Genomic DNA, 19683 nt, shown 5'->3' on the forward strand with positions numbered 1-19683 from the left:
GGGCGGCGGGCCGCAAGCATGGCTCAGGACGCCGCCGGAATGCCGTTCGGCGGCGGGGCGACCGGCGCCGCCTGGTACGCCTGGACCGGCCCGTCGCCCTCGTCGGTCTGGTACGCGGTGCCGAAGTACACCGCCTTGCCGCCGGTGATCCGGGTGAGCCGCTCCCCGCCGTACCCGGAGTGGTCGTCCGGCGAGAACCGCAGCGGCGCCAGGCCCGGTCCGGTGAAGCCGCCCTTCTCCACCGCCGCGATCAGCTTCTCCCGGGTCAGATCCGGCCCGGCGGCCTGCAGCGACTGCACGAACAGGTAGCCGACCGACATGCCGTACACGACGTTGTTGTCGAGCTGGGCGTTGCCGTTGTGGGCGCTGTTGACCTTCCGGTACAGCTGGATCCACGGGTTCGCGTCGTCGGTGGCCAGCGGCAGGTAGTTCGTCGCCACCAGGCCCTCCAGCAACGGCGCCGACGCGCCCAGCGACCGGGTCAGCGTGGCCGGGTCGGCGCCCACGTTGGAGACGACGAACTGGGGCCGCCAGCCGATCTTCGCGGCGGTGCCGATGGCCAGCGCGGTGAACCCGGGCACGGTGGCCAGCATGACCACCTGACAGCCGCTCTGCTTGAGCGCGCCCATCTGCGGGCCGACGTTCGGGTTGCTGGTCACGTAGCTCTGCTTCGCCGCGACCGGGCCGAGGATCTGCTCGATGCCGGCCAGGCTGTCCCGCCCGAAGTCGTCGTCCTGGCCGAGGAAGCACGCCTTGTGGTCGGCGTGCGCCGCCTTGACGTGGGTGGCCAGGATCTTCCCCTCGACCGTGTAGTCCGGGTTGAAGCCGAAGGTGCCCGGATACTTGTCCGGCTGGTCCCAGCTGCGGCTGCCGGACGCCACGAACAGGTCCGGCACCCGGTTGGTCTTGAGGAAGTCGAGAACGCCGGAGTGGGTCGGCGTACCCAGGCCGTTGAGGATCGCGAAGACCTTGTCCTGCAGCACCAGTTCGCGGACCACCTGCTGGGTGGTCGCCGGGTTGTAGGTGTCGTCCATGATCTTGTAGGTGATCTTGCGGCCGTGCACGCCGCCGTTCGCGTTGACGTAGTCGAAGTACGCCCGGGTGGCGGGTGCGATCTTCGAGTAGCCGGCGGCGGCCGGTCCGGTGAGCGGCATGTGCGTGCCGACCAGGATCTCGGTGTCGGTGACGCCCGGGGTGCCGCCTCCGCCGGAACCCTGGCCGTCGCCGGAGCAGCCCGCGGTCAGCGCGAGAGCGGCGAGGACGGCGAGTCCCCGCCTCATCGAAGGTGTCATGGGTCGGGCCTTTCTCTTCTGAGGGTGCGGCCGAGCGAGGCCAGGCCGCCGGGGAGCGCGAGCATGACGACGATCAGGACGACGCCGAAGACGGCCAGCGGCAGGTTGCCCTCCAGCCGCTGGGCGACGGCCGGCGAGACGTGCACGGCGTCGGTCAGCGAGTGCGTGGCGGCCGGCAGCGCGACCAGCAGCACCGCGCCGCAGACCGCGCCGGTCAGGCTGCCCAGCCCGCCGATCACGACGGCCATCAGCAGGAACAGCGACAGGGTGAGCGGGAACGCGCCGGGGCTGACGCTCTGCGCGAGCACGGCGAACAGCGCGCCGCCCAGACCGGCGCAGGCCGCGGACACCACAAAGGCCGAGACCTGGGTACGGGCGACGCTGATGCCGGCCAGCCGGGCCGCCGCCTCGTCGTCGCGGACCGCCCGCAGGTTCCGCCCGAACCGGCCCCGGACGAGGTTGGCCAGCAGGAACAGCGTGAGCAGCGCGCCGGCCCAGCTCAGCCACGCCTGCCAGCGCTCGTACGGGAAGGTGGCACCCAGCGCGAGCGGCGGCGGATCCAGCGCCACGGACAGGCCCTGATCGCTGTTGAAGACCGACTCGAACGTGCTGGTCACCGACGGCACCACCACCGCCACCGCGAGCGTGAGCCCGGCCAGGTACGGCCCCCGCAGCCGGGCCGCCGCGCAGCCGATCACCGCACCCACCGCGGTGGTGACCACGACCGCCGCCGCCGTGCTGACCAGCAGCGTCCACTGCCCGCGCCCGGCCAGCGCGTTCTGGGTCAGCGCCAGCGTGTACGCCCCGGTGGCCATCAGCGCGCCGTGCCCCAGCGAGAGCTGGCCGTTCAGTCCGGTGAGGACGGTGAGTCCCGCGGTGACGCAGAGGTACGCCCCCACGGTGGCCAGCTGGTAGGTGCGGAACGGCGGCAGCAGATAGGTCAGTGCCAGCACCGCCACGGCGGCCGGCAGGAGGAACGCCAGGTGCCGCAGCCACGTCCGCCCGGTCATGCCGCCCTCGCCCGGCCCCGGGTGAACAGGCCGCCCGGCCGGCCCAGCAGGACCACCAGCAGCAGCGCGAGCACCGCCATCGGCGCCACCGTGGCACCCAGGTAGCCGCTGACGAAGGAGAGCAGCAGGCCCACCACCAGCCCGCCGACCACCGCGCCCACCGCACTGTCCAGACCGCCGACCACCGCCGCGGTGAACGACGACACGAACACCAGGTCCATCGCGTTCGGGTGCAGGCCCAGCTCGGTGGGGAGGACGAGCAGGCCGGCCAGCGAACCGACCGCCGCGGCCAGCGCCCAGCCCAGCGTCAGCATCCCGGCCACCGGCACGCCGAGCAGCCGGGACACGTCCGGCGCGAACGCCGCCGCCCGCATTCGCAACCCCACCGCGGTCCGGGTGAACAGCAGCCCCAGCAGGCCGACCACGGCGGACACCGCGGCGAAGACGAACAGGTCGAAGCGGGACAGCAGCGCGACGCCGCCGACCTGGAACGCCGACCGGCTGAACGGCGCGGCGGCCGGGCGGTACTCGTTGCCGTACAGCATGCCCAGCACCGCCTGGATGACCAGCACCAGGCCGAGCGCCACCACCACGCCGTTCAGCGGCGAGGAGTGGTCGACGAAGCGCATCACCACCCGTTCCACCGCGGCGCCCAGCAGCAGGCCGGCCACGATCGCGACGGCGAAACCCAGCCAGTACGAGCCGGTCGCGGACGCCACCGAGTAGCCGGCGTACGCGGTCGCCACGGCCATCGCGCCCTGGGCGAAGTTGACGATCCGGGCGGCCCGCCAGATCAGCACCAGGGCCAGCGCGAACGCCGCGTACACGGCGCCGCGACTCAGGCCGTCGAAGGTGAGGAAGAGGAAGCGCTCCATCAGAACCCCAGGTAGACGTGGCGGAGGTCGGCGTCGGCACGCAGCGACGCGGCGTCGTCGCGGGCGACGATCCGGCCCAGGGACATCACCACGCCCTGGTCCGCGACGGACAGCGCGCTGCGCACGTTCTGTTCGACCAGCAGCACGGTGAGCCCGGTGGTGTCCCGGAGCGTCCGCAGCAGCGCCATGATCTGGGCGGTGACCCGCGGGGCCAGGCCCAGCGACGGTTCGTCCAGCAGCAGCAGGCGGGGCCGGCCGACCAGGGCCCGGCCCAGCGCGAGCATCTGGCGTTCCCCGCCGGAGAGCTGGTGACCGGGATGGTGGCGACGGCGGGCCAGCGGTTCGAACAGGTCGTACACCTCGGTCAGGGCGCGCCGGGCGTCGGCCCGGTCCCGGCGCCACAGGCCGCCGAGGCGCAGGTTCTCGTCGACGGTGAGCTCGGTGACCACGCCGCGGCCCTCCGGCACGTGGGCGATGCCGAGGCGGACCATCTGCTCGACCGGGGTGGCGCGCAGGTCGGTGCCGTCGTACCGGATCCGCCCGTGGGTGGGCCGGAGCAGGCCGGAGAGCGTACGCAACAGGGTGGTCTTGCCGGCGCCGTTGGCGCCCAGCACGGCGAGGATGGTGCCGGCGGGTACGGTCAGGTCCACGCCGTGCAGCACCGGCGCGGCGCCGTAGCCCGCGGTCAACTCCTGGACCCGCAACAACGCGCTCACGGTGTCTCGACCTCCGCGCCCAGATAGGCCTCGGCGACCACCGGGTCGGCGCGGATCACACCGGGCGTGCCGAACGCCACCGGCCGTCCGAAGTCGAGCACCAGGATCTCCTGGCACACCGCCATGACCAGGTCCATGTGGTGCTCCACCAGCAGCACCGCGCAGTCCAGGCCGGTGATCAGCGCGCCCAGTTCCCGGATCTCGTCGGCGCCCAGGCCGCCGGCCGGCTCGTCGAGGAGCAGCAGCCGGGGCCGGCTCACCAGGGCCCGGGCCAGTGCCACCCGCTTGCGCTCGGCGTAGGGCAGGGCGTCCGGCCGCAGGTGCGCGCGGTGGCCCACGCCGCACCGTTCCAGCGCGGCGTGGGCCTCGTCCCGCAGCCGCCGCTCGTCACGGTCGGCGCGGGACAGCCCGAACAGCGCCGAGGCGAACCCGGTGCGGGCGTGGTGGCCGGCGCCGGCCTGCACGTTCTCCAGCACGGTGAGGCCGGCGAACTGGCCCACGCCCTGCAGGGTGCGGGCGATGCCGAGCCGGGTGAGCCGGTGCGGCTGCGGGCGCAGCGGGCGGCCGTCCAGCGTGAGCGTGCCGGCGGTGGGCGCGACGAAGCCGCAGACCACGTTGAACAGCGTCGTCTTGCCGGCGCCGTTGGGCCCGATGACGCCGACCACGCGGCCGGGCGGTACGTGCAGGGAGACGTCGTCGAGGGCGACGAGACCGCCGAAGCGCACCCCGATGTTCTGCAGGGCGAGGCCGGGTGGCGCGGCGGAATCCGGGGACGAAGGCATCGGAGCACCTCGAATCGGAGGCGTGCCAAGTTATTACACTCAGAGTGTAAGTTTCTCCGATGCGTTGTCAATCAGGCGACGTCGATGGGACGGAACTGCACGCTCACCCGGGGACCGACCGGCCGCGCCGTCTTCGGCACCGCGTGCTCCCAGGTGCGCTGGCAGGAGCCGCCCATCACGATCAGGTCGCCGTGCCCGAGCGGGAACCGCAGCGTGTCGTGACCGCCGGCCCGCGGGCGGAGCAGGAGATTGCGCGGCGAGCCGAACGACACGATGGCCACCATGGTGTCGGCGGTCGCGGACCGGCCCAGGGTGTCGCCGTGCCAGGCGACGCTGTCCCGGCCGTCGCGGTACAGGCACATGCCGGCGGTCACGAACTCCTCGCCCAACTCGTCGGCGTAGTGCGCGTTGAGCCGGGACCGCGCCTCGGTCAGGGCCGGGTGCGGCAAGGGCTCGTCGCCGGCGTACCAGCGCAGCAGCCTCGGCACGTCGACCACGCCGTCATACATCTGGCGGCGCTCGGCGCGCCAGTCGACGTCGTGCCGCAGCGTCTCGAAGACCGCGTCGGAGCCGGTGATCCAGCCGGGCAGCACGTCCACCCAGGCGCCCGCGGTCAGCCGGTGGCGGGTCAGCCGGCCGGGCAGCGTCTCGACCGCGGTGACCGGCGACATCAGATCGAACATCGACGGCTGATAGCTGCTCACCAGCACACCCTACGCCGCATTCGTACGCCCGTACTAATCAGTTGCCCGGGACGATCCGGCGGGTCTCGTAGGCCCACATCGCGATCTCCACCCGGTTCCGGGCGCCGAGCTTGGCCATCAGGCTCGCCAGGTGCGTCTTCACCGTGCTCAGGCTGATGTGCAGGGCGTCGGCGATCTCGACGTTGGTCAGCCCGCGGGCGACGGCGACCAGCACCTCCTCCTCGCGGGCGGTGACCGGCGAGATCGGCTGTGCCGCGGGACGTCCGGCCGGCACGTCCGCGAACGCCTGCAGCAGGCGCACCGTGACGCTCGGCGCGATCAGCGCCTCGCCGTCGGCGGCCGACCGAACCGCCTGCACCAGAAGCTCCGGGCCGGCGTCCTTGAGCAGGAAGCCGCGCGCCCCGGCGCGCAGCGCGCCGTAGACGTACTCGTCCAGGTCGAACGTGGTGATCACGACCACCACCAGCGGATCGGGCACGCCCGGACCGGCGATCTCCCGGGTGGCCGCCAGCCCGTCCAGGACCGGCATCCGGATGTCGAACAGGCAGACGTCGGGGCGCAGGTCGCGGGCCAGCCGCACGGCGTGCCGTCCGTCCGCCGCCTCGCCGACCACCTCGATGTCCGGCTCGGCGTCCAGCATGATCCGCAGGCCGGTCCGCACGATGGCCTGATCGTCAGCGACGACGACGCGGATGGGCACCATCGTCCGCCCTCTCTCGTGGCAGCTCGGCCTCGACCTGCCAGCCGTGGTCGGCGGCCGGACCGGCGTGGAGCTCGCCGCCGAGCAGGGTGGCCCGCTCGCGCAGTCCCACCAGACCGTACCCGTCGCGACCCCGGCCGGTCCGCGCGCCGTCGTCGCGCACGGTCACCCGGACCCGCTCCGGTCCTCCGGTGACCCCGACGACCACCTCGGTCGCGTCCACCGCATGCCGCATCGCGTTGGTCACCGACTCCTGCACGATCCGGTAGACCGCCGCGTCCACCTGCGGAGGCAGCGCGTCCAGGTCGCCGTCGAGCCGCAGGTCGACCCGGAGCCGGCCGCCCGGGGCCGGCACCAGCCGCTCCAGGTCGGCGACCCCGGCGAGCGGGGCCAGTTCGGCGCCGGTCCCGCGGCTGCGCAGTGCGGCGACCATCGCCCGCATCTCCTCCAGCGTGCGGGCACCCTCCTCCTCCACCCCCTCCAGCGCGTCCACCGCGGCGGCCGGGTCGGTACGGGCCAGCACCCGGCCGGCCTGGGCGCGGATGACCATGGCCGAGACATGGTGGGCCACGGTGTCGTGGAGTTCCCGGGCGATGCGCTCCCGTTCCCGCGAGCGCACCTGGTCGAGCTGTCGCTCCCGCGCGGTCGTCCGGAACCGGACGGACGCGCCGAGCACCAGGGGCATCAGCAGGAACACCAGGCCGGCGCCCTGTTCGGCGGGCGGGGTGACGTTGTCCGTGAACACCTGCAGCACGAAGGCCACCAGGATGACGCCGATCCCCACCTCGATGTCCCGGCCCGCGCCCCACCGCGCCAGCGCGTACACCAGCACGACCACGACCACGCCGGTGTACAGGCCGACCGACTCTCGCAGGCCGCTGGCCAGCGAAGCCAGCTCGAGCAGGATGATCGCGCCGAAACCGAGTGCCACCATCGCCAGCGGGTGGGTCCGGCGCCACAGGAGCAGCAGGCACATCCAGACGGCGAGCGCCACGGCCACCGGCCGCCACACCACGTCGTCCCGCAGCACGACCTCCAGGATCACGCCGCACAGGCCGGCGGCGAGCAGCGCCCAGTCCCGCCACACCCGGCCGGGCACGTCGGGTGGCGGCGGCTCGGTCCAGAGCGTTCGCAGGTCGTCACGCAGCACGATGCCCAGCCTAGGGAGCCCGCCGCGCCGCGCATCGGCCGAAAGAACGGCACGTCGCTCGGCCCGGGGAGGGACGGATCCGCGGCTTCCGAGCGGATGTCCGGGAGGGCCGGCGCGACGAGCCTGAACTCGGCGGCCGTGCGGAAGCGGCCGACTAGGTGGTTGGAGGACCCCGATGCTCTCGAAAGCCCTCTCCCGTCTGGGTGGGAGCGCCGCCCGGCATCCGTGGCGGATGATCGCGGCGTGGCTGCTCGCCGCCGTGTTCGCGGTCGTCGCCGCGGCCGCCTTCGGCGGGCGGACCGCCGACGCGATGACCGCACCGGGACTGGACTCGCAGCTGGCCGCGGAACTGATCGAGCGGACCGGCACCGGCCAGGACGGCATGACCGCCCAGGTGGTCGTCGCGCCCGCCGACGCCGGCGCCACGTTCCTCGACCCGGGCGCCGCGCGGACCGCGCTGGCCCGCCTGCAGGCCGACCTGCGGCGGCTACCGCACGTCCTCGGCACCGGCGACCCGGCGGGCGCACTCGACCAGGGTGCGGACGCGGCCCTCCGGGCCGGCCTGGTGTCGGCCGACGGGCGGATCGCGGTCGTCCGGGTGCAGTACCCGGACCAGAGCCGGCTGTCGGCCGACGATCTCGACGCGCTGATCGCGGTCGTCGAACGGCTGCGCGGCGAGCTGCCGCTGCGCATCGAGATGGGCGGGGACCTCTTCTTCGCGTTCTCCGACCCGGCCGGTGGCGCCGGCGAGCTGATCGGCATCCTCGCCGCGGCCACGATCCTGTTCCTGGCGTTCGGCTCGCTCATCGCGGCCGCGCTGCCCATCGGCATGGCCGTCTTCGGGCTGACCGTCGGGATCGCCACCATGACCGTGCTCGCCAGGGTGACCGAGATCCCGACCTTCGCGCCGATCCTCGGCAGCATGGTCGGGCTCGGCGTGGGCATCGACTACGCGCTGTTCGTGCTGGCCCGGCACCGGGAGTACCTCGCGCGGGGCGTCGCGCCGCACGAGGCGGCCGGGCGGGCGGTGGCCACGGCCGGACGGCCGGTGGTCTTCGCCGGCGGGACCGTCGTGGTGTCGATGCTCGGCATGGCCGTGGCGGACGTGCCGTTCATGACGATCGGCGGGCTCGCGGTCTCCCTCGTCGTAATGATCATGGTGGTCGCCTCGGTGACCCTGCTGCCGGCCTTCCTCGGCGTCGCCGGGTCGCGCCTCGCCCGGCGCCGCCGGTTCGGCCGCTCCGGTCGGTCGGCTCGGTCCGGTCGGTCCGCTGGGTCGGCTCGGTCCGGTCGGTCCGGTCGGTCCGCTGGGTCGGCTCGGTCCGGTCGGTCCGGTCGGTCCGGGTTCGCGGCCGGTGTGGCACGGCGGCTCTTGATCACCCCCAGTGGTACACCAACGTCGTTATCCGCCCCCCATAACAGCGCTGGTGTACCACTGGAGCGCTCCACTGGTACACCAGCGCGGGCGGCGGGGCGGTGGACGCGCTGGATCGGGCACGTCAACCGGCACCCGGTGCCGTACGCGCTCGGCGCCGCCGGGCTGCTGCTGGTCGCCACGCTGCCGGTGTTCGCTCTGCGGGTCGGGCTGCCCGACGACGGGTCGCTGCCGGACGACCGCACCGAGCGCCGCGCGTACGACCTGGTCGCCGAGGGGTTCGGGCCGGGCGCCAACGGCCCCCTGATCATCGCCGTGGACCCGGCCGGCGACCCGGGGGCGATGGACCGTCTGGTCGGCGCGGTCACCGCGGACCCCGGCATCGCGTCGGTCGCGTCCCGGCAGGTCGATCAGGCCACCGGGATCGGCACCCTGGTGGTGTTCCCGACCACCGGACCGCAGCAGAGCGCCACCACGGACACCGTCGCCCGGCTGCGCGCCGACGTGCTGCCCGCCGCGGTCGGTGCCGGCCCGGCCCGGGCCCACGTCGGTGGCGCCGCGGCGAGCCTGTCCGATGTGGGCCGGCGGACCAGCGAACGGATGCCGCTGTTCGTCGCCGCCGTGCTGGCGCTGTCCTTCGTCCTGTTGCTGCTGGTCTTCCGGTCGGTCCTGGTGTCGTTGAAGGCGGTGCTGCTGAACCTGCTCAGCATCGGCGCGGCCTTCGGCATCATGGTCGCGGTGTTCCAGTGGGGCTGGGGCGGTGCGCTGATCGGCCTCGAGTCGACGGTGCCGATCGTGTCGTTCATCCCGATGTTCCTGTTCGCCATCCTGTTCGGCCTGTCCATGGACTACGAGGTGTTCCTGCTGTCCCGGGTGCGCGAGGAGTTCCAGCGCACCGGCGACAACGGCGCGGCGATCGTCCGCGGGATCGCCGGCACCGCCCGGGTCATCACCTCGGCCGCCCTGATCATGGTGGCGGTGTTCCTGTCCTTCGCCGTCGCCGACGACCCGTCCACCAAGATGTTCGGCCTGGGCCTGGCGACCGCCATCTTCGTCGACGCGACGATCGTGCGGATGGTGCTGGTCCCCGCGACCATGACGCTCCTCGGCCGCGCGAACTGGTGGCTGCCGGGGTGGCTGGACCGGATCCTGCCCGGCGGCCGGGTCGACGACGCCCGGGTCGAAGCGCCGGACGAGGCGCGGTCCGTCCGGGTGCACGCGCACTCCTGACCGCCGGGCCGGTGCCTCATCCGCCGGCGATCTCCGGCCCGTACCGTGCCGCCCAGGTCAGCAGATCGTCGAAGACCAGCACCGCGCCGCGCAGTCCCGCGGCGTGGTGCTCGTCGCGGGCCCGGCGGAACCGCTCGGTCAGGGACGCGACGACCGCGGCCGGCGTGATGCCGCCGTAGACGTCGCACATCAGCCGGGTCTTCCGGGCCTGCTCGGTCAGCGCGACCGCCGGCTCGGTCAGGTCCGCGAAACCCCAGACCGCCTGGGCGAAGTCGTCCACCCGGCGGCCCGGACCGACGTCGTCCTCGAAGTCGATGATGGCGACCGCCTGCGCACCGCGGAACACGGTGTTGTGCGGTCCGAGGTCCCCGTGACAGACCACCTCCCCGCCCGCGCGCAGCGGAGAACGCACCGTGGCGTCGTGGAAGGCCCGGATCAGGGCGGCGGCACTGCGGATCCGGGCGTCCGTGAGCAGGTAGGGGCCTTCGCCGTCCGGCACCTCGCCCTCGATGTACGTCAGGATCTGCCGCCCGTGTCCGTCGTAGCCCAGCGGGCGCGGCGCCCCGGCGAATCCGTGCTCGGCGAGCTGCCGCAGCAGCGCGTCCACATACGCCGACCGGTGGTGGGACGGCCGGCGCACGGTGTCGCCCACCCGCACCGGCCGGGCCGGACGAGGGAACCCGCCGGCCCCGGCGCGATCGTCCACGACCCCGAAGGTACGTGCCGCGGCGCTCCGGCGGGTACCCCGCACCCGCCCGGGAAAAAGGGCCGCCGGAGTGCTCCGGCGGCCCTTCTCCTGGTGCCTCAGTGCTCGCGACCGCCCTGGTCCGGGTCGTCGTCCTTGCCCGGTTCCGGGTGGTGGTAGGTGACCCGGTCGGCCGGCAGCGGGAACGTCTGCTCGTCGCCGAACGGCGACGGCCCGCCCGGGCGCTGGGACAGCAGTTCCGCCACGTCGAGCTTGCCGTCCGGGCCCAGGTGCGGAGGCTCCGGCAGGCGGCCGCTGGAGTGCGGTACGCCGGCCGCGTCGCCGGTGACGCCGCGGGAGTTGCTCGGCGCCATGTTCTCGCCGCCGCCACTGCCGCCGACCCCGGCGTGGGCCGGCTCGTTCTCCAACTGGTCCCGGCGGAAGATCTTGCGGCCCAGCCAGACCAGCGGGTCGTACCGCCGGTCGACCACGCGCTCCTTCATCGGGATGATCGCGTTGTCGGTGATCTTGATGTGCTCCGGGCAGACCTCGGTGCAGCACTTGGTGATGTTGCAGTAGCCGAGGCCCTGGTGCTCCTTGGCGTACTCCTTGCGGTCGCTCTTGGCGTCCAGCGGGTGCATGTCCAGCTCGGCGGCCCGGATGAAGAACCGCGGCCCGGCGAACGCCTCCTTGTTCTCCTCGTGGTCACGCACCACGTGGCAGGTGTTCTGGCAGAGGAAGCACTCGATGCACTTGCGGAACTCCTGCGAGCGCTCCACGTCGATCTGCTGCATCCGGTACTCGCCCGGCTTCAGCCCGGCCGGCGGCGCGAACGCGGGCGTCTCGCGCGCCTTCTCGTAGTTGTACGACACGTCGGTGACCAGGTCACGGATGATCGGGAAGGTCCGCAGCGGCGTGATCGTGACCGTCTCGTCCTCCTCGAACGTGGACATCCGCGTCATGCAGCCCAGCTTCGGCTTGCCGTTGATCTCCATCGAGCAGGAACCACACTTGCCGGCCTTGCAGTTCCACCGGCAGGCCAGGTCGGGCGTCTCGGTGGCCTGCAGCCGGTGGATCACGTCCAGCACGACCTCGCCCTCGTTCACCTCGACGTCGAAGTCCTGCAGGTCGCCGCCGGACGAGTCGCCCCGCCACACGCGGAAGTGGCGCTTGCTGCCCATTACTTCGCCTCCGTGGTGAGCGCGTCGAACTCCGTCAGCTCGTCGTCGGTCAGGTACTTGCTGAGCTCGGTGCGGTCGAACAGCGAGATGAGTTCCGCGCGCATCTTCGGCACCGGCTTGCGTTCCAGCGTCACGTCGGCGCCGTCCAGCGAGCAGATCAGGTTGACCCGCCGCCACTCCGGGTTCATCTTCGGGAAGTCCTCCCGGGTGTGCCCGCCGCGGGACTCCTCCCGTTCCAGCGCCGCCTTCGCGGTGCACTCCGACACCACCAGCATGTTGCGCAGGTCCAGGGCGAGGTGCCAGCCCGGGTTGTACCGGCGGCCGCCGGTCGCGCTGACGTTCGCGACCCGCTGCTTCAGCTCCTGCAGCCGCTTCAGCGCGTCGGTCAGCTCCGCCTCCCGGCGGATGATGCCGACCAGGTCACCCATCACCGCCTGCAGGTCCTGCTGCAGGTGGTACGGGTTCTCGCCGGTGGTCCGCTGCAACGGCGCCAGCGCGGTGTCCAGCGCCACCTCGACGTCGGAGGTGGCCACCTTGGGCCGCTTGCCCAGCGCGTCGGTGTACGCGGCCGCGTGCTCGCCCGCCCGCTTGCCGAAGACCAGCAGGTCGGAGAGCGAGTTGCCGCCCAGCCGGTTGGAGCCGTGCATGCCGCCGGACACCTCACCGGCCGCGAACAGGCCCTCCACGTGGCCGAACGCCGCGCCGCTGTCCGGGTCCACCTCCACGCCGCCCATCACGTAGTGACAGGTGGGGCCGACCTCCATCGGTTCCTTCGTGATGTCGACGTCGGCCAGCTCCTTGAACTGGTGGTACATCGACGGGAGGCGGCGCTGGATCTCGGCGGCCGGCAGCCGGCTGGCGATGTCCAGCAGGACGCCGCCGGCGGGCGTACCCCGGCCGGCCTTGACCTCGCTGTTGATCGCACGGGCCACCTCGTCGCGGGGCAGCAGCTCGGGCGGGCGCCGGTTGTTGTCCGGATCGGAGTACCAGCGGTCCGCCTCCTCCTCGGTCTCCGCGTACTGCTTGCGGAAGACGTCGGGGACGTAGGAGAACATGAACCGCTTGCCCTCGGAGTTCTTCAGCACCCCGCCGTCGCCGCGGACCGACTCGGTGACCAGGATGCCCTTCACCGAGGGCGGCCAGACCATGCCGGTCGGGTGGAACTGCAGGAACTCCATGTTGATCAGAGTGGCGCCGGCCCGCAGGGCGAGCGCGTGACCGTCGCCGGTGTACTCCCAGGAGTTCGACGTGACCTTGTAGCTGCGGCCGACCCCGCCGGTGGCCAGTACCACCGCGGGCGCCTCCAGCAGGATGAACTCGCCGGACTCGCGGTAGTAGCCGAACGCGCCGGCCACCCTGTTGCCGTCCAGCAGCAGCTCGGTGATGGTGGTCTCGGCGAACACCTTGATCCGGGCGTCGTAGCTGCCGAACTCGGCCTTGTCCTCCTGCTGCAGCGAGACGATCTTCTGCTGCAGGGTGCGGATCAGCTCCAGGCCGGTGCGGTCGCCGACGTGCGCCAGGCGCGGGTACTCGTGGCCGCCGAAGTTGCGCTGCGAGATCTTGCCGTCCGGGGTGCGGTCGAACAGCGCGCCGTACGTCTCCAGCTCCCAGATCCGCTCCGGCGACTCCTTCGCGTGCAGCTCGGCCATCCGGAAGTTGTTCAGGAACTTCCCGCCGCGCATGGTGTCGCGGTAGTGCACCATCCAGTTGTCGCGGCTGTTCCGGTTGCCCATCGCCGCGGCGGCGCCGCCCTCGGCCATCACCGTGTGCGCCTTGCCGAACAGCGACTTCGAGATGATCGCGGTCCGCTTGCCGGCCAGCCGGGCCTCGATGGCCGCGCGCAGACCGGCGCCGCCGGCGCCGATCACGACCACGTCGTAATGGTGTCGTTCAATTCGGGTGGTCATGTGCGTTTCCTAACCGATGAACCGGAGGTCGGAGATCCAGCCCGCGGACACGGCCATGACGTAGAAGTCCGTCAGGGCCAGCGTGCCCAGCGTGATCCAGGCGAGCTGCATGTGCTTCGCGTTGAGCCGTGACACGAAGCCCCACATCCGGTAGCGGACCGGGTGCTTGGAGAAGTGCTTCAGCCGGCCGCCGATGATGTGCCGGCAGGAGTGACAGGAGATCGTGTACGCCCACAGCATCACCACGTTGCCGACCAGGATGATGTTGCCCAGCCCGAAGCCGAAGCCGCCGTCACCGCTGCGGAAGGCGATGATCGCGTCATAGGTGTTGATCACCGAGATGATGCCCGCGGCGTAGAACGCGTACCGGTGCAGGTTCTGGCCGAGCAGCGGGAACCGGGTCTCACCGGTGTACTTCTGGTGCCCGTCCGGCACGGCGCAGGCCGGCGGCGACATCCAGAAGGCGCGGTAGTACGCCTTGCGGTAGTAGTAGCAGGTGAGCCGGAAGAGCAGCAGGAACGGCAGCGTCAGGGACGCCTCCGGGATGATCCACCAGTCCGGCAGGAACCGGCCGAACAGCGCCGCCTCCGGCACGCACCGCTCGGTGATGCACGGCGAGTAGAACGGCGTCAGGTAGTGGTACTCCTCGACGAAATACCACTTGTGCATGAACACGCGCACGGTGGCGTAGGTGACCCACGCGCCGAGGCCCAGGAATGTGATCAGCGGCGGGAACCACCACCGGTCGGTACGCAACGTCTTCGCCGCGATCGCAGCGCGTGAACGCCCCGCGTCCGGCCTCGTTGCCGTCGTCGTCATTCGTCTATCTCCCTGACCGTTCTGTGCCTGCTGGCGCGCCGTCGGAGGGCGCACTGGTCCCGCAGCCGTCGGGCGTCCGCGTTGTGTGGCACACGTTACGCCGAGGTTCCAGCGGCCGGTGCGGAAGGTCCTCCGCGGTTCGTCACACTTGCCGTGATCCGGCCGAACGGTCAGGCCGGCGGGGCCTCGGCCCGGGCCTTCCGCGCCGCCTCCACACCGGCCTCGACCACCGGAATCATGTAGTCGACGCGGTTCGGCGGCGCGTACGCCCGGACCAGCGCCAGGGTCTCCGCGACCTCGTCGTCCCGGCCCAGGAACGCCCCGTACACCGCCGACAGTTCCAGCCGCATGACGGCGTTGCCCGGGTCGAGCCGCAGCCGGCCGAAGTCGTCGTCGCTGTGCGCCCCCTGGTCGGCCGCCCGGACGGCGCTGTCGCGCACCATCTCGTAGAACTCGGCCGGCGTCCGGTAGCGCAGCAGGAAGTCGCCGGCCAGCCGCCGGACCACCTGGTCCACCATCGGGGCCACCGGGCGGCCGTCGTCGTCCGCGGTCAGCACGAAGGGCGGCTTCGGATAGTCCGGGTGCGCCAGTGCGGTCTTCGGTGCGTTGGCCCGCACCACATAGGCCTGTTTGCGCGCGCCGAACTCACTGATTCCCGGAATGCCCACGTCGAACACGACCTCGAACAGATATCTGTCCGGCGTCGCATTGAGCGGCAGGAACCAGACACTCCGCAACAGGCCGTCGGACCGGGTGTAGCGCCGCCGCGTGAAGTCGAACCCGTGCTCGTCCACCAGGAAACGGCCACTCGCCCGCGCGTAAGTGCCCAAATCCTGGATCCGCATCAGAGCACCCTAGTGAAGTAGATCTGTCCGCCGGGACCGACATCGTACACCCACAACTGGCCGGATCCGGCCGGAGCGCCCATGTCCTTCTCGTACTGGTCCAGCTGATTCCAGCCCTTTCGGATCTGGCTGTAATTGTTCGGCTTCAGCTCGATCGGAATGTTCTTGCCGAGGTTGGGATCGAACCATTCCCCGTCGATCTTCCGGCCGGTCGACAGCGTGCGCGCCCCGGAGTATCCGTTGCCCATGCCGTTCAGGAACGTGCTGAAGTCCCCGTGGATCGCGGTGCCGTTGCGGGCCGCCGGATTGTTCCCACTGGTCCGCGAGCACGCGTTGTGCACCAGCACCGGCTCGTCGTGCGCCATCACGTAGTAGGTGTGCAGGCCGGCGACGGTGAAGTTGTACACCGAGGTCGTCTCGGTGCGTACCGACAAGGTGGCGACCACGGCCGGGTCACCGTCCCGGGTCAGCACCGTCGATCCGGCGACCAGCGCACCGGCGGTCACCCAGGCCCGGCGCGACGGCACCCAGAACGGGTGCTCCGGGGTGGCGGAGATGATCGCCGGGGCGGTGTGCGGATCGCCGTCCTCGTCGATGCCGACGTCGATCAGCCGTTTCGTACCGGTGTCGCTGGTCGTCGCGGTCACCGCCTTGACCGCGGTGTGCCGTCCGACCGGGTCGGTGGCCACCACCGCGTCGCCGACCCGGACCTTCTCGATCTCCTTGGTCCGGCCGTCGGCCAGCAACACCCGGGTCCCCGGCGCGAAGCTGTTGCGGATCGGCACCGGGCAGCTGTCGTTGCGCTTCAGCTTCTCGATGATGTTCTTGATGTTGCGCAGCTTGTCGGAGTTCTTCCAGGCCTTGCCGCCGGTGGCGAACCAGCCCAGGACCGGTACCGCGGCGCCGGCGGAGAGCAGACCACCGGCCCAGTCGCCGCGGCCGAAGGACACCGCGGCGTCGATCGCGTCGCACGCCTCGCCGGCCCCCGGAACCAGACCGCACGCCATCAGCGTGAACTGCAGCATGTCGAGCAGGACTTCTTCGTTCTCGCCGACGAACTTCTTGAGGTCGCCGAGCATCTGGCAGCCGGCGCTGGTGGCCTCCGGGGAACTGCACTTGGCCGAGTCCATCAGCGCTTCCGCGAAGTCCTTGAAGACGCTCAGGCACTCCTTGGACACCGAGGACGGATCGATGCTCAGGCAACCCCAGGTCTTGTGGTTGTCCGCGGCGGTGCCCTCGCCGTTGGGGCCGCTGCCCGGCGCGGTGCTGCGCCGGTCCTTCTCCGCCTGCTCCAGCCGCTCCAGGTAGATGAGCGTGGCTTCCTTGGCCGCGTCGGCGGCCTGGGCTGCGTCCTTGCCGGCCGCCTCGGCCGACGCCCGGGCCTCGCGCTTGGCCCGGAAGGCGGCCTGCGCGTCGGCCTGTGCCCGCTGCGCCGCGGCGGTCGCGGTGGCGGCCGAACGGGCCGCCGCGTTGGCGCTCGCCCGGGCGCTGTTGGCCGCGTTGCGCGCGGTGACCGCGGACTGGGCCGCCTGGTCCGCGGACTGCTTCGCCGCGTTCGCCGAGGCCGCCGCCTGGTTCGCGAATTCGGTCGCCCGCCGGGCGGCGTTGTCCGCGCGGGTCTTGGCCGCGTTGGCCTCGTTGGCGTAGCCCTGGGCCCGCTTGGCCGCCTCGACCGCGCGGTCCGCGTCCTCGAGTGCCTTCTGCGCGTACTGCTGGGCCTCGGCGATCAGCTTGCTCACCGTGGCCACGTGCGCGGCCTGCTCCAGGTCCCGCTGGTGCGCCTGCGGCAGACCGGTGGTCAGGAAGTACGACAGGTACGACGACGGCCCGGCCAGGGCGACCTTGGCGGCGGCCTGGACCTCCGGCCCGGCGCCCTCCATCACCCGGTAGACCTCCTGCCGCTCGTCCGCGGCGCGGGCGGTGTGCTGCCCGGTGCGCAGGAACTGGTGCAGCTCGGCCGGGGTGCCACCGAGGGCCCGCTCGGCGGCGGTCTTCAGGTTGACGTAGGTGCCGGCGGTCTCCACGATCTGGTACGCCAGCTGCCGGTCCTTGGTGACCTTGCCGGGGTAGTTGCGGGTGCGCAGGAAGTTCTCCACCACGGCGTCGTCGCCGTTCAGCGCGGTCTGCGCGGCGGTCTTCTCGGCACCGTCGGGCAGCGTGTCCACCAGCCGCCACAGCCGGGCCCGGTCGTCCTGGCCGGCCGCGGTCCGCCGGCCCTGGCTCAGCCACAGCCGGAGCTCGGCCTCGTCGCCGGCCAGCGCGTCGCGGGCGGCCTGCTTGGTCCACTCGCCGCCGGTGGTGACCAGCGCCAGCGCGGCGCGCCGGCCGCGGTCCATCACCACCTCGGTGGATGCGCCGGCCGCGGTCGCCTCGGCCAGCAGCGCCTTGGTGGCGGCGTTGATCCGGTCCTGCTCGGCGGTGTCCCACAGCAGCGACCGGTTCCAGGCGGTGAGTTCGCCGCCGGCCGCCAGCGCGGCCTGTTCCGTCTCCAGCGCGGTCTGCGCCGCCTGGACGCCCTGCTCGGTCCACTCGGCCAGGCGGGTCTGGTCCTCGGCGCGGGCCAGCGCCTCCAGCTCAATGGCCCGGTTGGCGGCCTCCACCGCGACGTTCGACGCGTTCACCGCCGCCTGCGCGTGCTTGGCCGCCTCCGCGGCCGAGATCTCCCCGCGGTCCGCGGCGTCGGCCGCCAGGCGGGCCTGCGTCACCGCGTTCTCCGCGTGCTCGGCCGCCGACTGGGCCAGCGCGAACGCCTGGTCCGACGCCTCCTTCGCCTGCCGGGCCAGGCTCTCGGCGCGGTCCGCGGCGCGGTCCGCCGTGGCCGCCGCCCGCCGGGCCTGCGCGGCCGCGTTCCGGGCCCGCTGCGCCTGGTGCGCGGAGACGCCGGACTGCCGGCCCGCCTCGTCCGCGGCCACCCCGGCCGCGTCCGCGTTCGCGCCGGCCTGCTTGGCCGCGACCGCCGCCGCCGCCGCCTTCGCCAGGGCCTTGTCCCGCTCCGCCTTGACCTGCGTCAGCTCGCGGGCCATCCGGGCGGCGTCCCGGGCCGTCTCGGCCGCCTCGCGGGCCAGCCGGGCGTCACCGGCGTTCAGCCGGGCCGCCGCCGCGGCCCGCTGGGCGCGCGACGCGGCCTGCGCGGTGAGCGCCGCCGCCGTGGTGGCCTTGCGGGAGGCGTCGGCCGCGACCCGGGCGGCCCGCATCGCGGCGTTGGACGCCGCCACCGCCTCGCGCGACGCCTCCGCGGCGCGCTGCGCCGCATCCGCCGCCCGCCCGGCCGCCGCGGACGCCTTCTTCGCGTCGCCCTGGGCCGCCCTGGCCTCGTCGTCCGCCGCCTTCGCCGCCTTCTTGGCCTCCGCGGCCGCGTTGCCGGCCTGCACCGCGGATTCCTCCGCGGCCAGGGCCTCGCGGGCCGTGGTCAGCCCGGCCTGCCTGGCCTGCTCGGTGAGGCTCCGGACCGAGGCCAGCTCGGCGTCCCGGGCGCGGGCCGTGAACTGGCCCCAGCGCAGGAACTCCTTCAGCTCCTCCGGGGTGCCGTTCAGCGCCTGCTGGGCCGCGGTGTTGAGCACCGGGCCGCTGTTGTTCGGCGCACCGGTCAGCATCCGGGTGGCGGCCAGCCGGTCGTCGGCGTGCTCCGCGGCGTCGCGCCCCGAGGAGAGGAACTTGTCGATGGCCGCGGCGTCACCGTCCAGGGCCTGCTGTGCGGCCGACCGGACCGTCGTTCCCCCGGAATCCAGCAGCCGGTAGACCCGCAGCCGCTCGTCCGAGTTCCAGGCCGTGGACCAGCCGCCGGTGACGAACGCGCGCATCTCGGCGCGGGGCTTCTCCAGCGCGGCCAGCGCCGCGGACCGCATCGCCGGCCCGTCCATTCCGGCCAGGACCTGTGCGGCCGCCCGCTCGTCCGCCTCCTGGGCGGTGTCGAAGCCGGTCTCGTAGTAGGAGCGGATCTCCTGGTCCGTACCCACCAGGGCGGTCTCGGCCGCGCGCCGCACCGACGGGCCGCCCTCCACCAGGTCGAAGACCGCCAGGTCGCGCATCTCGGCGATCGAGATGTCGTCGTTGTCATCGGCATACGCCGGCACACCGGGGCCGGCCATCTGCACGGCCAGGGCCAACACCAGGCCCGCGGTGACGGCGCGCCACCCTCGCCAGGCGCCTCGGCAGGATTTCGGGGACACGGCCATCACGACTCCTACGGCAGAGGAAGATCGAAGACGGCCACCACCGTCCACGATGGAGGAGGAGGAACCGGGGGCGCCGACGCGTTGCGCGTCGGCGCCCGGGGCGCGCTAGTTCATCCGGATTTCGACGAGGATCGCCTTCGGCGCCTCGGTGCCGTCGCCGGGCTCGATCGCCACCGGCTCGTTCGGCTCCACCTCGTACGGCGGGAGGGTGGTGCCGTCGGGCATCTTGGCCGTGAC

General features: G+C 72.6%; 15 protein-coding genes. 1 reads left to right on the forward strand and 14 read right to left on the reverse strand.

Annotated elements, in window-relative coordinates; genetic code table 11:
- Positions 1 to 23: 23 nt before the first annotated feature.
- From LDL48_RS38500 to LDL48_RS38535, 8 genes are all read right to left on the reverse strand, one after another.
- A complete protein-coding gene (locus LDL48_RS38500) occupies positions 24 to 1280 on the reverse strand; it encodes an ABC transporter substrate-binding protein (RefSeq protein WP_225260112.1) in 1257 nt (418 codons plus the stop codon).
- An 8-nt stretch (positions 1281 to 1288) separates the two neighbouring features.
- Positions 1289 to 2302: a branched-chain amino acid ABC transporter permease gene (locus LDL48_RS38505; protein ID WP_225260113.1), complete on the reverse strand. Its 1014-nt coding sequence runs from the start codon at positions 2300 to 2302 to the stop codon at positions 1289 to 1291.
- Positions 2299 to 3177, reverse strand: a complete 879-nt coding sequence (locus LDL48_RS38510; protein ID WP_225260114.1) for a branched-chain amino acid ABC transporter permease — start codon at positions 3175 to 3177, stop codon at positions 2299 to 2301. The genes LDL48_RS38505 and LDL48_RS38510 overlap by 4 nt, the downstream gene beginning before the upstream one ends.
- Positions 3177 to 3893 carry an ABC transporter ATP-binding protein gene (locus tag LDL48_RS38515; protein WP_225260115.1) on the reverse strand — a complete coding sequence of 239 codons (717 nt, stop codon included), beginning with the start codon at positions 3891 to 3893 and terminating at the stop codon, positions 3177 to 3179. Before LDL48_RS38515 ends, LDL48_RS38510 begins: the two co-directional genes overlap by 1 nt.
- Positions 3890 to 4675, reverse strand: a complete 786-nt coding sequence (locus tag LDL48_RS38520) for an ABC transporter ATP-binding protein (protein WP_225260116.1) — start codon at positions 4673 to 4675, stop codon at positions 3890 to 3892. The genes LDL48_RS38515 and LDL48_RS38520 overlap by 4 nt, the downstream gene beginning before the upstream one ends.
- 71 nt (positions 4676 to 4746) lie before the next feature.
- Positions 4747 to 5382, reverse strand: a complete 636-nt coding sequence (locus tag LDL48_RS38525; RefSeq protein WP_225260127.1) for an alpha-ketoglutarate-dependent dioxygenase AlkB — start codon at positions 5380 to 5382, stop codon at positions 4747 to 4749.
- A 34-nt stretch (positions 5383 to 5416) separates the two neighbouring features.
- Positions 5417 to 6079 carry a response regulator gene (locus tag LDL48_RS38530; protein ID WP_225260128.1) on the reverse strand — a complete coding sequence of 221 codons (663 nt, stop codon included), beginning with the start codon at positions 6077 to 6079 and terminating at the stop codon, positions 5417 to 5419.
- Positions 6054 to 7229 carry a sensor histidine kinase gene (locus LDL48_RS38535; protein ID WP_225260117.1) on the reverse strand — a complete coding sequence of 392 codons (1176 nt, stop codon included), beginning with the start codon at positions 7227 to 7229 and terminating at the stop codon, positions 6054 to 6056. The genes LDL48_RS38530 and LDL48_RS38535 overlap by 26 nt, the downstream gene beginning before the upstream one ends.
- Before the next feature lie 175 nt (positions 7230 to 7404).
- On the opposite strand from LDL48_RS38535, the gene LDL48_RS38540 reads away from it, so the two are divergent.
- On the forward strand, positions 7405 to 9834 hold the full coding sequence (locus LDL48_RS38540) for an MMPL family transporter (protein WP_225260118.1): 2430 nt from the start codon (positions 7405 to 7407) through the stop codon (positions 9832 to 9834).
- A gap of 16 nt (positions 9835 to 9850) precedes the next feature.
- On the opposite strand, the gene LDL48_RS44850 is transcribed toward LDL48_RS38540, so the two are convergent.
- From LDL48_RS44850 to LDL48_RS38570, 6 genes are all read right to left on the reverse strand, one after another.
- Positions 9851 to 10540 (reverse strand): phosphotransferase, encoded by a 690-nt coding sequence (locus LDL48_RS44850; protein ID WP_225260119.1) that lies wholly within the window; start codon positions 10538 to 10540, stop codon positions 9851 to 9853.
- 98 nt (positions 10541 to 10638) lie between these two features.
- On the reverse strand, positions 10639 to 11700 hold the full coding sequence (locus LDL48_RS38550; protein WP_225260120.1) for a succinate dehydrogenase/fumarate reductase iron-sulfur subunit: 1062 nt from the start codon (positions 11698 to 11700) through the stop codon (positions 10639 to 10641).
- A complete protein-coding gene (locus LDL48_RS38555; RefSeq protein WP_225260121.1) occupies positions 11700 to 13607 on the reverse strand; it encodes a fumarate reductase/succinate dehydrogenase flavoprotein subunit in 1908 nt (635 codons plus the stop codon). The genes LDL48_RS38550 and LDL48_RS38555 overlap by 1 nt, the downstream gene beginning before the upstream one ends.
- A gap of 9 nt (positions 13608 to 13616) precedes the next feature.
- Positions 13617 to 14426, reverse strand: a complete 810-nt coding sequence (gene sdhC, locus LDL48_RS38560) for a succinate dehydrogenase subunit SdhC (protein ID WP_225260122.1) — start codon at positions 14424 to 14426, stop codon at positions 13617 to 13619.
- Positions 14427 to 14596: 170 nt separating this feature from the next.
- A complete protein-coding gene (locus tag LDL48_RS38565) occupies positions 14597 to 15271 on the reverse strand; it encodes a hypothetical protein (RefSeq protein WP_225260123.1) in 675 nt (224 codons plus the stop codon).
- Positions 15271 to 19446: a polymorphic toxin-type HINT domain-containing protein gene (locus LDL48_RS38570; RefSeq protein WP_225260124.1), complete on the reverse strand. Its 4176-nt coding sequence runs from the start codon at positions 19444 to 19446 to the stop codon at positions 15271 to 15273. The genes LDL48_RS38565 and LDL48_RS38570 overlap by 1 nt, the downstream gene beginning before the upstream one ends.
- Between the last annotated feature and the right edge of the window lie 237 nt (positions 19447 to 19683).

The sequence above is a fragment of the Jidongwangia harbinensis genome (genome assembly GCF_020216025.1).
Taxonomy (GTDB): domain Bacteria; phylum Actinomycetota; class Actinomycetes; order Mycobacteriales; family Micromonosporaceae; genus Actinoplanes; species Actinoplanes harbinensis.